This is a genomic window from Nostoc sp. S13 (assembly GCF_029379315.1).
Classification (GTDB): Bacteria; Cyanobacteriota; Cyanobacteriia; order Cyanobacteriales; family Nostocaceae; genus Nostoc.
Map to the genome: position 1 here is coordinate 1 of NZ_JAQYWQ010000153.1, position 13,589 is coordinate 13,589.

10 protein-coding genes, 1 tRNA gene and 3 pseudogenes are annotated in these 13,589 nt (G+C 43.2%); 6 read left to right on the plus strand and 8 right to left on the minus strand.

What is annotated here, in order from left to right:
- Positions 1 to 69: 69 nt before the first annotated feature.
- The gene (locus tag PUQ00_RS29490) at positions 70 to 813 is read left to right on the plus strand and encodes a M50 family metallopeptidase (RefSeq protein WP_300423241.1); all 744 of its coding nucleotides are present in this window, start codon (positions 70 to 72) and stop codon (positions 811 to 813) included.
- Between the two features lie 357 nt (positions 814 to 1,170).
- Here the strand turns inward: PUQ00_RS29490 and PUQ00_RS29495 are convergent, their stop codons facing one another.
- Positions 1,171 to 2,175, minus strand: a complete 1,005-nt coding sequence (locus PUQ00_RS29495; RefSeq protein WP_300423242.1) for a 2-hydroxyacid dehydrogenase — start codon at positions 2,173 to 2,175, stop codon at positions 1,171 to 1,173.
- 467 nt (positions 2,176 to 2,642) lie between these two features.
- A complete protein-coding gene (locus PUQ00_RS29500) occupies positions 2,643 to 3,521 on the minus strand; it encodes a class I SAM-dependent methyltransferase (protein WP_300423244.1) in 879 nt (292 codons plus the stop codon).
- Positions 3,522 to 4,154: 633 nt separating this feature from the next.
- Here PUQ00_RS29500 and PUQ00_RS29505 point away from each other — a divergent pair.
- A tRNA-Ser gene (locus tag PUQ00_RS29505) sits at positions 4,155 to 4,239 on the plus strand.
- A 266-nt stretch (positions 4,240 to 4,505) separates the two neighbouring features.
- On the opposite strand, the pseudogene PUQ00_RS29510 reads toward PUQ00_RS29505, so the two are convergent.
- Positions 4,506 to 5,585, minus strand: a pseudogene (locus PUQ00_RS29510) (IS630 family transposase).
- A gap of 74 nt (positions 5,586 to 5,659) precedes the next feature.
- On the opposite strand from PUQ00_RS29510, the pseudogene PUQ00_RS29515 reads away from it, so the two are divergent.
- Positions 5,660 to 6,405: pseudogene (locus PUQ00_RS29515) on the plus strand (IS630 family transposase); the annotation flags it as partial.
- Between the two features lie 41 nt (positions 6,406 to 6,446).
- Positions 6,447 to 7,163 (plus strand): annotated as a pseudogene (locus PUQ00_RS29520) (CapA family protein); the annotation flags it as partial.
- A 34-nt stretch (positions 7,164 to 7,197) separates the two neighbouring features.
- On the opposite strand, the gene PUQ00_RS29525 reads toward PUQ00_RS29520, so the two are convergent.
- Positions 7,198 to 8,814: a serine/threonine-protein kinase gene (locus PUQ00_RS29525; RefSeq protein ID WP_300423246.1), complete on the minus strand. Its 1,617-nt coding sequence runs from the start codon at positions 8,812 to 8,814 to the stop codon at positions 7,198 to 7,200.
- Positions 8,815 to 9,250: 436 nt separating this feature from the next.
- On the opposite strand from PUQ00_RS29525, the gene PUQ00_RS29530 reads away from it, so the two are divergent.
- Both PUQ00_RS29530 and PUQ00_RS29535 read left to right on the plus strand, forming a co-directional pair.
- Entirely contained in the window at positions 9,251 to 9,427 is a 177-nt protein-coding gene (locus PUQ00_RS29530) for a hypothetical protein (protein ID WP_300423247.1), read from the plus strand.
- A 35-nt stretch (positions 9,428 to 9,462) separates the two neighbouring features.
- The gene (locus PUQ00_RS29535) at positions 9,463 to 9,630 is read left to right on the plus strand and encodes a hypothetical protein (RefSeq protein ID WP_300423249.1); all 168 of its coding nucleotides are present in this window, start codon (positions 9,463 to 9,465) and stop codon (positions 9,628 to 9,630) included.
- Between the two features lie 38 nt (positions 9,631 to 9,668).
- On the opposite strand, the gene PUQ00_RS29540 is transcribed toward PUQ00_RS29535, so the two are convergent.
- From PUQ00_RS29540 to PUQ00_RS29555, 4 genes are all read right to left on the minus strand, one after another.
- Positions 9,669 to 10,223 carry a pyridoxamine 5'-phosphate oxidase family protein gene (locus PUQ00_RS29540; protein ID WP_300423251.1) on the minus strand — a complete coding sequence of 185 codons (555 nt, stop codon included), beginning with the start codon at positions 10,221 to 10,223 and terminating at the stop codon, positions 9,669 to 9,671.
- 142 nt (positions 10,224 to 10,365) lie between these two features.
- Complete coding sequence (locus tag PUQ00_RS29545; protein WP_300423252.1) at positions 10,366 to 10,887, minus strand: DUF937 domain-containing protein; 522 nt, start codon at positions 10,885 to 10,887, stop codon at positions 10,366 to 10,368.
- Positions 10,888 to 11,142: 255 nt separating this feature from the next.
- Positions 11,143 to 12,390 carry a bifunctional sterol desaturase/short chain dehydrogenase gene (locus tag PUQ00_RS29550; protein WP_300423253.1) on the minus strand — a complete coding sequence of 416 codons (1,248 nt, stop codon included), beginning with the start codon at positions 12,388 to 12,390 and terminating at the stop codon, positions 11,143 to 11,145.
- A gap of 96 nt (positions 12,391 to 12,486) precedes the next feature.
- Entirely contained in the window at positions 12,487 to 13,434 is a 948-nt protein-coding gene (locus PUQ00_RS29555) for a fatty acid desaturase family protein (RefSeq protein ID WP_300423255.1), read from the minus strand.
- Positions 13,435 to 13,589: the final 155 nt, after the last annotated feature.

The following is a 13,589-nucleotide window of genomic DNA, read 5'->3' on the forward strand; positions in this document are numbered from 1 at the left end:
AATCTAAAATCTAAAATCTAAAATCTAAAATCTAAAATCTAAAATCTAAAATCTAAAATCGAGTGACCTATGAGGGAACCAAGTAAAAATTTTGAACCCTTGCTGACCAAAGAAGCCCCGCCAGTTGTTGAAGGCATGGGGCTAACCTGGCTAATTGCAGCAGCGATCGCAACTGCTTTACTGTGGCAAGTACCAGGAGGTGATTATATCTTATACCCATTTACGATCCTGGCAACCTGGTTTCATGAAATGGGTCACGGTTTAATGGCACTTCTATTAGGGGGACAGTTTCAGAAATTAGAGATTTTTAGCAATGGTTCCGGTGTCGCAACTTATGGCATCCGGCCATTATTGGGGCCAATTGGCCCGGCAATGGTCGCAGCAGCAGGGCCAATGGGGCCGCCTCTTGCCGGTGCAGCTTTGATTCTGGCTTCCCGCAGTTTTAGAGCAGCAACCCTCTGTTTAAAAATATTAGGGAGTTTTTTGCTATTTTCCACATTAATTTGGATACGTTCCTGGTTTGGATTGGTGGCAATTCCCTTGCTGGGTTTAATCATCTTGGGTATCGCCCTGAGAGCACCTCGCTGGGCCCAAGGGTTTGCCATTCAATTGCTAGGTGTACAAGCTTGTGTAAGTACGTACCATCAACTTGATTATCTATTTAGTAGTTCTGCTGGCTCCCTTGGACTCTCTGATACAGCGCAAATGCAGCGGTATTTGCTTTTACCTTACTGGTTTTGGGGCGGTTTGATGGCGATAGCATCTCTGGTGATTTTAGTCCAAAGTCTCCGTGTTGCCTATCGTTCAAAGTAAACGCGGCGAGGCACCATCAAAAGGCGATTGAATCTTTAGCTCAAAAGACTTATCCACAAATAAACCTCAAAATAGCTGAAACCCTTACATAGCTGGCTTTTTAGCTTATATAAAACAGGAACCTCTAAAACCCTCTCCAGAGCTAGGTTTCAGCCAAATAAAGTTCTCATTTCCGGATAAGTCTAAAGAATTACTGAACATCAAGAAAAGATTAGACTGCAATCAGAGAAGAGTTTTTTTGACGAAGGTTTAATTAAGCATTGGGAAAAAGAGATTCGTGCTTTTGACAAGGCAATCCAACAAGTGGGTAAAAGATTGGGACAATGAATATGCAGATTAGCGATCGCGAACCATTACCTAAGCTGACGGTTGTGCGCGAATTTCATTAGCACAGGAATGACCCTGTTCAACATCAGCAATATTAGCAAAAGTTGTTTCTGCAATATTGTGGAGAGCTTCTGCTGTAAAAAAGGCTTGATGTCCGGTAATGAGTACATTGGGAAACGTCGTCAAACGCTGGAAAATATCATCTTGAATAATTTCACCAGACAAATCCTCAAAGAACAATTCCGATTCTTGTTCGTAGACATCCACACCGAGATAGCCAATCTTACCAGACTTCAATCCCTCAATCACTGCTTGGGTATCAATTAGCGCTCCTCGGCTAGTGTTAATTAGCATCACACCTGACTTGATCTGTTTTATAGCCTCAGTGTCGATCAAGTGATGCGTTTCGGGAATCAGGGGGCAATGTAGGGAGATAATATCGGAGTTGGCTAATAGCTCAGGTAGTTCTACATACTTTCCACCTAGCGCCTCCAATTCGGGATTGTGATAAACGTCATAGGCGAGTAATTCACAGCCAAACCCCTTCATAATCTGTCCTAAAATCAGACCGATTTTGCCGGTGCCGATAATCCCGACTGTGCGCTCATGCAAATTAAATCCTAACAGTCCATCTAGGGAAAAATTACCTTCTCGGACACGGTTATAGGCACGATGAATTTTGCGATTCAAGCTTAAAATCAATCCCACGGCATGTTCTGCTACCCCGTAAGGTGAATAGGCGGGAACACGCACAACGGTAATTCCTAAGTTTGCGGCAGCTTGTAAGTCTACATTGTTAAACCCTGCACAACGGAGGACAACCAACCGAGTTCCCCATGAGGCGAGAAGCTCTAAAGTTGGCGCGTCAACTTGGTCATGCACAAATACGCAAACCGCCGGAAATCCGGCGGCGAGGATAGCTGTATCCCGATTTAAACGAGGTTCAAAAAACACTAACTCGTGTTGGGTGGGAGAATTTACAGTTGACAAAAAATGCCGATCATAGGCTTTTGTACTGAAGACTGCTACTTTCATGCAAAACCTCAAGCTGTATGCTGCACGGTATTCGACTACATAATACTTTGGCAGTTAGAGAAGCGATGTCTACGACGAACTGTGAGGCTCAATGACTCGCTAACGCTATCGGTGACGCACCTTTGAAGATTGTCAGTCTTAGGGTTAGAAACTGTAAGCTAATTCCTACCCAAAGCGACCCATTGAAAATTAAGCAGAAAGTAAACGCCTAAGTCCTTTCTTTGTACAGTCATGGGTAACTTCGGGGAAGTTTTATATAAGAGGTTGTTTTAAAAGTCTCACAAGGTATAATTTTGTGGTTCTGACTTAGATCAACTACAACGAAAAAACAACGTTTCAGCCATGTCTTGAGATGCTTCGCTATGCTTACCATGAGAGTTAAAAAACCCTGTTAAAAAAAACATCCTCTAACCAATTGCTAATATATTCTTGGCGATAAAAGCTTGTTGCCAATCTTAGAGGATGTTTCACAGGTTATGTTGGTTAACTTCATGAATTGATAACTGCCAGAGTTGGATTTGATAACAGAGATGGCTATCAAAAATGGCGCGTGCTGCTAATCCCTCGATAATCGGCTTTTCCAGCCAGCGCTTGAACGCTAAACGACCAAGTGCGTGTAATGGTGGGAGTGCGATCGCTACAACATCAGCAATATATTTGATTGTAGTCAGTCCAAAAGTACGAAAGTTATCAAGACACAAGTCAATGGTTGGCGCAACTTGGGTGGAGATGTCCTCAGTCTTAATTAACTTAAATCCAGCCTGTATCAACGCTGTCTCAAGCTCGCTAGCGACATGACAATTAGAAAAAATGCCCTCTCGATATCCAGCATCAGAACGCATCATATCCGCAAGCAATAGGTAGCCACCACTGCTTAATAAACGAGCTGCACCTTGAGCTAAATCCTCAGCACCAATATATTGGCTGCTTTCACTCAACAGAACTAGGTCATAGGAGTGTGAGGTGTGAAAATCTTCAAATCTCGTTAAGTAAAAAGTTACTTGACCGTTGGTATTCTTAATAAACTTCTCCTGTTGGAGTGCATCGGGTGCTAATCCCTCAACGCCAAAACCGCGATCGCACAAATATGCTGCGTTACCACCAATACCACAGCCTACGTCAAGCACAGTTTTTGTACTCTCTGGAATGAAACTGAAAAGCTTGGTTGCATAGGCTTCCTGAGCCGCACGCAGGCGAGTTATGCTCAATTCCTCACCCACAGTAGGTAGTGGTTCCCAATACCCGTAATGGAGATAGGGGGAATTTGTGAGTCCCATGTAATAATCTATCGCCGCATTTTGGTAGCGAGTTGGTTTGGGAATTTTGATTGATTTTGATTTCAGCATTGATACATAAAGTAACTTTTAGGGTATTATACTCTGTTGAAATTATTCTCAACATTTGCAAACTTGTCGTAACAATCGGGCAGAGGAATTTTTAGTTAGTGTCATAAATTTGACCTCAAACTGAGGTTCAACCTTCTCTACGAGACCAGGACGATTTTGCAACTGCTGGGAGAATGGAGGAGCAAAGGGACTTGCGAGGTTGCTTTGCAACGCTGATGCGTTCGCAAATAAAACCCACTAGTAATTGTCGGGTGAGTAACTTGAGTATCCGCATCACAAATGACAACTCCCCGCCCAAATGACTAAAATGCCTGACGTTGCTGAATCAAGGGATGATTCTTGTAGGGTGGGCAGCGTTCGACTGAGCGCTCACGCCGAAGTCTTGTCTGCCTCGAAATACAAGGGACGGGCTTTTCGGCCCATGCTACAAAACTAGCAAAATCATCCCGCTTTCTCTGCAAGGCCAAATGCCTTCCATGCTGTGTAACCCATCACCAGATTGGCGTTTCCGAAGCACTCCGTTACGCAGATAAAGCGATAATGTTATAGTAGTATCGGAAATACGCTAAAATTTCCCTTACTTCACCCCATTTGAATATAAAATAGATACTCAAATGTGTGAATAATATAGCTGGAGAGGTGTCCGAGTGGTTGATGGTGACGCACTCGAAATGCGTTTTGGGGAAACTCAACGGGGGTTCGAATCCCCCCCTCTCCGTTCAAAAAGATTGCCAGTAAGGGCACATATCTGTGCGCCCTCAACTATATATAGGACTGATATTTGATTTTTGAAATATACGTAGGGTGCGTTAGCCTTTGGCGTAACGCACCACCTCTGATTCCAGGTGCGTTACGCTACGCGATAACACACCCTACATATACTTAGATTTTTCCACAAATCAAATCGGATTGCTATATAACCGATGTTGTCTGAAACGGGATTAAGTAGGTGGGCGCGAAAATTTATAACTATGTAACAAAAAATTAGCCAGAGCGATTAGAGTCAAATTTAATACGCTGTGTACTGTAGTTGCCTTTTTCTCCCCTAGCTTTAACGCCATCCATCACGGCGTAAGCGAGGTCTAACTCATCATCAAATATTTGCCCACATAGTTCATCCTTTTTTAGATGCTGCCACTCCAATTCAATTGGGTTCATCTGGGAGCAGTATGCGGACAAAAAGAACATGTACAAACCCATCTGTTCCCACTTTGACCATAACTGCTGAACTTGCTGACATCGATGAATTGGACCGTTGTCCTGCACTATTACTCTGATGCGGCCAACCTTTTGGGTGTCAAGGGCTTCATATTCCATCATCTGGATGTAAGATTTACGACCAACACCCCCGATCACAAGACCGTAAATAAAACTGATTAAAGGTTGAAAAAACCCAATAATGCTTAATCTCCGACCACGACGCTTTGTTTGTTCTAAATGCTTTTGCTCCCCTCGTTGGTAATAGGTGTATCCAGGTTCGCTCCATGCACAAAACCCTGATTCGTCCAAATACTTTAAGTCTATTTCTCCGGCAGCAGCAGCTAATTCGAGCATATCTAAGTCTGCTTGTTTTTTTTCCCGTATTACAGGGTCTTGTTTCCCTTTATGACTCTTCCTGGCACGTTTCCAAATCACCCCCTTTTTTTGAGTACCCGTCTTAACCTGTCGGGACTCAATTCAATTTGGCGGTAAGCGAAGCTATGCCGAAGGCTTATCGCTGTGAAGTTTTTGAGCTAATTGAAGACTGTTGTATGTTCGTGGTTCTTTTTTGAGGCATTCTTCCAAAAACACTATGTCCTCTTCTTGCCATTTTGGTTTCCCCCCTCTACCAGAGAGTTCCCAAAGCCCTTCTAAACCATCTTTTTTCCATTTATGCAAAACCTCTCTTACTGTCTGTGATGTCCACTTGACATGAGCAGCTATTTTTTCCACGTACCAGCCATGCGCGTTTAACCTGATTACTTCGGCTCGGTCTTTGACTTTCTGTGGTACATCTGCTGTTTTTAGGTTTAAAAGGGTTCGGTCTTGCTCACGAGTTAGAAATACTCTTAAACGCGGACCCATGTTTTAGTTCCCTCAATAGATTCTTTCTCCGTATTTATTTATCTTCACATAGTTTGGTTTTTTCGTGCCTACCTACTTACAATAGTTCTCAATTATCAGAGAAGTTAAATACAGAGCGCAACGTGCAACTGAGTCCCGATAGATTAAGACGGGTACTCAAAAAAAGGGGGTCAATTGGAAACGGGCAAGAAAAAGTCACCATAGAAAACAAGACGCGATCGCAAAAGGTAGGAAACAAGCAGACCTAGATATGTTGGAATTATCAGCCGCAGCAGGAGAAATAGACCTTAAATATCTAGACGAATCCGGGTTTTGTATGTGGAGCGAACCGGGTTACACCTATTATTTCAGGGGTGAACAAAAACGTTTAGAACAAACAAAGCGCCGGGGTCGTAGATTAAGTATTATCGGGTTTATCCAACCAATAATAAGCTTTGTTTATGGTTTGGTGATTGGGGGTGTTAACCGCAAGTCTTATATCGAAATGATGGAAAAAGAAGCGGCTGATGCATCGGAATTAGGACGCATAAGGGTAATTGTGCAGGATAACGGACCAATACATAGATGTAAAGAAGTACAAGAGCTATGGTCAAAGTGGGAACAGATGGGTTTATACATCTTCTTTTTACCCAAGTATTGCTCCGAGATGAATCCAATTGAATTGGAATGGCAACACCTGAAAAAAGATGAGCTATCTGGGCGAATATTTGATGACGAATTAGACCTTGCTTATGCCGTAATTGACGGTATTCAAGCTAGAGGAGAAAAAGGGAACTACAGTACAGAGCGTGTAAAATTTAATTCTAATTCATCTGCTTAACTTTTCGTTACATAGTTGTAAATTTTTCCGCGCACCTACTTAATGTGTTTAATATGGCGAATAACCATGCAATGGACTTTGGCCCGGTAGGCTTCAAAGATACAATGAAAAATCTTGAGGCTGTGGGCATTGCAACATTAGGTCATAAAAATCAAATTCTCTATTTGAAAGCGAACAATATCCCCGTGGCTATGGTCGGGTTTTCTGCTTATGAAATGTATAATTCCATGCATAATTTAAAAGCAGCCCAAGCACTCGTAGCAGAAGCTAAAAATAATGCCAACATTGTAGTAGTATCGATGCACGCTGGAGCCGAGGGAACGGCTGCACTATATATTAAGAATCAGACAGAGTTTTTTTATGGAGAAAACCGAGGTAATTCGCTCAAGTTTGCTCGAAATATGATTGATGCAGGAGCAGACTTAGTACTAGGACATGGGCCTCATGTTCCCAGAGCGATGGAAATTTATAAGGGAAAAATCATTGCCTATTCTTTAGGAAACTTTTTGGGATATCGGACTTTATCTACAAATGCCGAGACGGGTGACTCAATGATTTTAGAAGTAAAACTTAACTCCGTGGGAGATTTGGTTTCATCTAAAATTATTCCGGTACGGATGGATCGCCAGGGAATCCCTCATATTGATCAGCGTTTTCAGACTGTAAGACTTATGCGTTATTTGAATAATCAAGCTTTTCCCAAAAATCTGGTGAAGATTAATCAGAAGGGGGAAATTGTTGTGCAGAATAGCAAATAACGACCAAAATCCCAAATTCAAAATCTAAAATTGACTAATTATTATCATCTTGTAGCTTTTCCTTGAATTGCTGATCATTTTGGGGTTGACTATTAGTCGGTGAATTTGGTTTTTCCAGTGTTGGTACTACTACAGCAGAAGGATCTGACTGTTTGGATTTCGTTGGTGGCGCTGCTGGGATGACCACAGGATTCGACGGATTCACAGCTTTCGGGAAGGTAGAATCTTGACTAGAAGCGGGTAAGTTATTTTGTGGCAATGGTGTGGGGGAGGCTTTACGAGATGACCGGACCGCCCGTAGTTTTTCCACTAGCGAGGGTGTGGGTGAAACGTTTGGTAAAGGTGTGGATTGTTGGGAATTGCCGCGTTGTGATTCTGGTGTGGGGTTGCTGCTGGAAGATTCTTGTTGGGAAGTACGACGATTGCGCCGACGCTGCTTGGAATTAGAGACAGGTGCTGATTCGGTTCTTGAGGTGGTGTTAGTCTGTTCACCCGGAGGTGAAGATGTACTATCGAAGTTAGGTACTTTCGCGGGTGGTTGTTGAGTTGGCTGTTCAAAAAGCGGCTTTGCGGTTGGCTGCGGCTGAGATTTGGGTAACATGCTCGTGATGCCAAAACCTGCTGTAGCAGCAACTAGGGCTATACCCATACCAATATATATCTTAGATGACCCCAGTTTTTTAGCCAGTACAGTTTCTTTAGCCATGTCTGGGTTGGGCTGCGCCAAGGCAGATGGTCTATGAATCCGATTTTGGGCAGTTTTCCCAATTAAAGTTGGTGCTTGCTGGGCAGATAAATTGACAGTTGGTACTCTGTAAGTGGCTTGCGGTGTCACATTCGCCCCATTTCCAGGTAGCAGTTGTAACCACTCAGCAACTGTCGCTGGTCGAAAACGAGACTCCACCGCCATACCGCGCATTACCGCTTGGTTGACAGATGCACTCAAGTGTGGTTGTAGTTCGCGGGGGGAAGGCATTTGCTCGCGATCGCGCAATAATGCTGGTATAGGAACTTGGGCTGTCAACAGTGCATACAAAGTTGCTGCCAAACCATAAACATCCGTGGCGGGTGTGCGCGGCGCTTGCGTCAGATACTGCTCAATGGGAGAATAACCCTCAGAAACCAAACCCGTATGAGTCTGCCTGACACCGCCATTAAATTCCCTGGCAATGCCAAAATCAATCAGTACTACTTCCTGCGTTCCCAGGCGAAGGATGATATTATCTGGTTTGACATCCCGGTGTAATAAACCGTTGTTGTGTACTACCTGCAAAGCTGCCCCAATTTGCCGGATGTAATGAATTGCTGTGGCTTCTGGCATTGCGATCCCTGGTAATACAAATGCATCTCCCAAGGTTTGGCCAGGAATGTATTCCATCACCATGTAAGGCAGTCCAGCTTCAACAAAAAAGTCACTGACTCTGATTATATTTGGGTGGATACACGTAGCTAATCGTCTGGCTTCATCTTGGAATTGACGCTCGAATTTCGCAAAATCAGGATGTTGTCGCAGACGTTCATTGATGGTTTTCATCACCACCTCCTGATCCAAGTAGTGATGGGTAGCTTTAAAGGTAATGCCAAAACCACCCCGTCCTATTTCTTGAATTAAGGTATATTTTCCATCCTGCAAAATTGTGCTTGCTAACATAAAGCGTCCTGAGTCCTGAGTGAGCAGATTAAGTAGCGAGTTCTGAGTCTTGAGGTATTTCCCAAAGATTTTCCCATATTTTATCTAAAGCAGGGTTCTCGCCTGTCTATTTTACGGGATGATTTAGTTGTTGGAATTCCCTAATCGGGAAAAACCTCCCCGCGATCGCAACAGTTTTATCTTTTTCATAGAATAACGTGGGAGTAAAGAAATTTTGAAGCAAATAGACCTGGCGATTAGAAATCACCTACGCGGGTTAGAAAACCTTTGATTTGGCATTAGTCCACGGAGGTGGACGAGAGCTTGTGTAGTAGCGAATTATATTCGCCAAATACTTTTAAAAAATTCTCTAAGAATAATTCCTTCTGTTGACTCTGGTCAAGTTCATGACTTAGTTGATAAGCTTGAGAATAGAAACTATTAAAGGTGAAAAAAGATGAATAAAACATTATTAACTATTTTGATGTTTGCCCTCTTACTCTTATTCATCATCTCTCCCTTTGCTGCCCTTGCTAGTTTAATGCTGGTAGTGTTAGTTTCGGCATTTTTATCTTTAGTAGCAAACTTGTTCCAAGCAATAATTGGTGGTGACACCAACCCGAAAGGCTCATAAAAATTAAAAATTTAATTTTTAATTTTTAACAAAGTATGTTCAGTTTAATTCCCCTGCCTCTTGTGGCAGCAGGAATTGAACGCCTAATTAAAATCCCCGTCACAAAACGTAATTGCGAACTTGTACTGAGCGCAGCCGTTGGCGCAGCCTCTCGTAGAGAAGTATTGCGAATTGCGTCTTGTGTGAGTGGACGGATAGAATAATCCATAACTCATGCCCCAAAGTCTGCTTTTGTCTTTCTTTAGGGTAATTTACTCAGTGGTGTCGCTAAACCGTCAATACTGACCAGATTTTTCTTCTGTTGATATTCTCGAACTCCCTCTTCGCCTTTTTTACTAGCCCAGTTTACTAGAGTCTGGCGCTCACCTCGATATTCATAGAGTGGTACGCCAAAACCACAGGAAGTCTGTATTTCTTCAATGTCACCGACAATAATTTGACGAGTTCCAGGTATCGGCAAAAACAGAGAGTACAGGGAGTTCCAGTCTGGAGAACTCGGTAAAATCGTGCTTCCTTGACCGTAAAGACGCAAGATACACGCGGGTTCCTCAAAGGCACAAAACATGAAGGTTATCCGCCCATTTTCTTGCAAATGAGCTGATGTTTCGTTACCACTGCCTGTTAGGTCTAGGTAAGCTACTCGGTGCGGAGAAAGGATGCGAAAGCAGCCTAAACCTTTAGGAGACAGGTTAACATGACCCGTAGGACTCAAGGGTGCAGAGCCAACAAAGAAAAGGTGTTGGGCTGCAATGAAGTCTTGCAGTTCCTCAGTAATATAGTCAAAAAATTTAGACATAGACTGTCTGATTTCTATGGGGAGTGGGGAGTGGGGAGTGGGGAAGGTGGGGCCCCCTCTGGGGATAAGGGGTAATGGGGAGTTAGGAGCGGAGCCGGAGACGCTTCGCCTCCGGTTAGGAGTCGGGAGTTAGGAATTGTTACTATCTCATATACCGACTAGCCATTTGGATGGCATCAGCAATATCGACATCACCATCGCCGTCAGCATCCAAGAAGGAATTTAGCACAGGATTTCCGCCAGCTTGGGGATTCTGAGCATTTGCACCTGATTGTAAAAAATTTAGTACTAAAGGTACTGCTAAAGGCAGCAATTGTTGAACTATACCAGCATCCAATCCAGTACGCTGGGCAGCAACTTCAGCTACTTGCTGCTGTGTGTCAGGAGAAAACAGCGAATCGACGGCTTCGGGGTTAGGTGAAGTACCAGCATATTGATTCACTAGAGTTTGGGCGGCTTCATTACCATCTGTGGCTTGCTTGTCTTGTAAAGCAGAACGCACTTGACCACCCACTATTGACAAAACTGATTGGATGGTAGACGGGTCTGTGCCTGTGCGATCGCTCAACTGCTGTACAGTGTTAACAATACTTCCCAGTTGACCTAAGCTGCCCTGTTGATTAGGATTAGCCACAGCACCAAGAATTTGATCGAAAAGTCCCATAAGTTTGTTTGTCCCTTTGTTCTGAAAAAGCTTGCCAAAACTGGCTTGAAGTCTTTTGTGTAGGCGGACTTTCGTAAGTCTACTAAAAGATTAGAACACGCAATGGCAAGTAATTTTAACCTGAAGTTTTTCTAGTACAATCTGATATGCGTAGGCGTAGCCCACCGCAAGCATCGCCAGCCCCAAACCAGTACCATAACCCACCTTATGACCGAAAAAGTGCTGAGTGCTGAATGCATTATCACCTGGAAATTATTAACTTTTCGCTGTTCGACTAAAAACTCGATAGTATAGCCATGTACTAGTTTCCTTTAAGGGAAACAGCAGATAGGTAAGAGGATTTATCGTTACAATAATATTTCGGAAGTCTCGCCGTGCCAAAAATAAGATAGCACGAGCAACTTGTTGTGCAGACATCACTCCATAGGGATTGAGTTGACTCTTAAACGGGCCAAGAATTAACTTGCGAATTACACAATCCCCATCTAAACGTTTCAGCGTAACAATATCTCCTAGCGCTCGTTTGCTCAGTTCATATAGCGGACTCAGCGCTGGAGAAACCTCAGCCTCAGAAGTGTTTACCCAAATTTCCTTAGTTGCTTTTGCTTGTGGGCCTGTCACAGTTGTCAAAAATATATCCATCAACCGCAATGCTGAAAAGGTATTCACCTCATAGGAGGAGTTGATGGACTTTGGTGTGCGGCTGGTGTAGACATTGACACCGTGGTTGATAATTAAAATATCTACTTTCTCTAAACTATCCCTCAGATTGGCTTCATTGCCCAACTGCCAGGGAACCACCTTCACCCCAACTTGCTCTACTAATTTTTCTGGATTAGTGGTTAATGCGACGACTTTAGCATTATTTTTTACAAGTTCAGCCGCTAATGCTTGTCCCAACGCTCCTGATGCTCCGGTTAAAGCGATGGTTTTCCCTTTGAGAGAAAGTCCTGTACCAAGAACTTTATCCACTAAGGGAAAGACACCACTGTAGTAAGCGTTGACATCATCAAAATGATGCCGCCAATGGTAAGACCGATTCACCCACCAAATGGATGGAATTGTCTCTAAAGGGCCGGGTAGGTGGTTGTAGTCTGTATCAATTTTTCCCTGAAAATATCGCACAGACGCGCCATACAAGAAGGTACAAGCATAAGCTACTCCCAACCATAACCCTATTTGCTGGACAATTAAGGCAATGACTACCAATACCATTAGCAGTAGACTCGACTCTAAAATGTCGTGATAGAGCTGAGATTCTTGATAAACTTTCAGGGAAACTATCGATAAATCGCGGCGATAGGCCATGTGGTGCTTGTTGTGCCATTTTGCAAGCCAATTAACTTGATGACACAAAGCATGGTAGCTGTCTCTCAACACCTCAGCGAGTAAGAGTGAAAAAAGTCCCCAACTAACAAACTGTAAGCTGGCATTTAGCCAAACCCAATTAATTTCTAATCTTGCTTCAATTCCCATCAAGTTTTCAGCTAGCATTTTTATCATGTTTGTCTATACTCGTTTTTCTTAATCATTCTTCAGCAACTGTTAACAGGAAACTGACTGAGATTTAATGACAAGATTTACTTATCTCTTTAGGAATTAGGAATTGGTTATGATATCCCAGTTGACTTTCATATAACCAGGTTCAATGTGGGTAAAGTGTTGGCTCAACTGCTGATGTGCTTTTGGTAAGGCGTGGAACGGAATTGATGCGTATAAATGATGCTCTGCATGAAATGGCATATTCCACATAAAAAATCGTACAGGCCAGAGGGTCAGCGTTGTGCGTGTATTGGTGAGCAGATTTGCGTCAAGAGTACAACCTGTATGTTCTGCCAGTAGAATAAACCGGAGAATCGGCTGACCGACAAACAGGGGCAGCAGCCAATAGAGTAAAAACCAAGGCTGACCAACTAGAATTGAGAGAGCGATCGCACCTACATAAATACCTAATTGCCAACGTGTAGAACGAATAACTTCGGCTCGTGCTGCTTCTGGCACAAATGGAAAATCGTCAAATTGACCAGTTGCAACCTGAAAATGCCCCCGTATTTTACCCCACCACCACAGTAAACCGCTAACTATCAACAAGTATTTGCCCAAGTTACTCGGTTTAAGATCGGTCAGTTCTGGATCTTTGTCAGGAACGCGAGTGTAGCGATGATGCCACTTATGATAACGACGAAAAAACGTGCTGTTGTAAAATGAGAGCAAGCCGGAAAACCAAGCTACAGCATCATTCAAACGATTGTGAGCGAAAGCTGTTCTGTGAACGCATTCATGCATCGGTGCAAACATCGAAGCCAGACTGAAGCCGTAGATTACCAATGCTGGTATAGCTACTGACCAATTGCCAAAATTCGTTGCCCACAGGTAGCCACTGCAACCCATAACAGTGAGATGAAAAGCCAGTTGAAGCAGCCCTTTGGAGTTGGAGCGATCGTTTAGAAGACTTAATTCCTGTACGCTGAGAATCTGACAGAGGTTTTGCTTATTATCAGCTTTGTCTTCCAATAATTCAGATTGAATAATTGCGTTATTAGACATAATTTTAAGTAGGTCGGCGTAAACAGTTGCGCGTGAGTTCGCTTCTGACTTATCAAACAGAATAAAGGTGCCAGTCGCCAGAATTCACTTGGGTATTTTTTGCGACTGGTGGATGAATAAACGGCGTTTAAGACCCCCACAAAACAAGAAAATTT

What these genes read in the sequence shown, in the direction of transcription:
- PUQ00_RS29545 (WP_300423252.1), bottom strand. Translation starts at nt 10,887, where the DNA reads ATGGGACTTTTCGATCAAATTCTTGGTGCTGTGGCTAATCCTAATCAA.
- PUQ00_RS29555 (WP_300423255.1), bottom strand. Translation starts at nt 13,434, where the DNA reads ATGTCTAATAACGCAATTATTCAATCTGAATTATTGGAAGACAAAGCT.
- PUQ00_RS29530 (WP_300423247.1), top strand. Translation starts at nt 9,251, where the DNA reads ATGAATAAAACATTATTAACTATTTTGATGTTTGCCCTCTTACTCTTA.
- PUQ00_RS29490 (WP_300423241.1), top strand. Translation starts at nt 70, where the DNA reads ATGAGGGAACCAAGTAAAAATTTTGAACCCTTGCTGACCAAAGAAGCC.
- PUQ00_RS29550 (WP_300423253.1), bottom strand. Translation starts at nt 12,390, where the DNA reads ATGATAAAAATGCTAGCTGAAAACTTGATGGGAATTGAAGCAAGATTA.
- PUQ00_RS29540 (WP_300423251.1), bottom strand. Translation starts at nt 10,223, where the DNA reads ATGTCTAAATTTTTTGACTATATTACTGAGGAACTGCAAGACTTCATT.
- PUQ00_RS29525 (WP_300423246.1), bottom strand. Translation starts at nt 8,814, where the DNA reads ATGTTAGCAAGCACAATTTTGCAGGATGGAAAATATACCTTAATTCAA.
- PUQ00_RS29535 (WP_300423249.1), top strand. Translation starts at nt 9,463, where the DNA reads ATGTTCAGTTTAATTCCCCTGCCTCTTGTGGCAGCAGGAATTGAACGC.
- PUQ00_RS29495 (WP_300423242.1), bottom strand. Translation starts at nt 2,175, where the DNA reads ATGAAAGTAGCAGTCTTCAGTACAAAAGCCTATGATCGGCATTTTTTG.
- PUQ00_RS29500 (WP_300423244.1), bottom strand. Translation starts at nt 3,521, where the DNA reads ATGCTGAAATCAAAATCAATCAAAATTCCCAAACCAACTCGCTACCAA.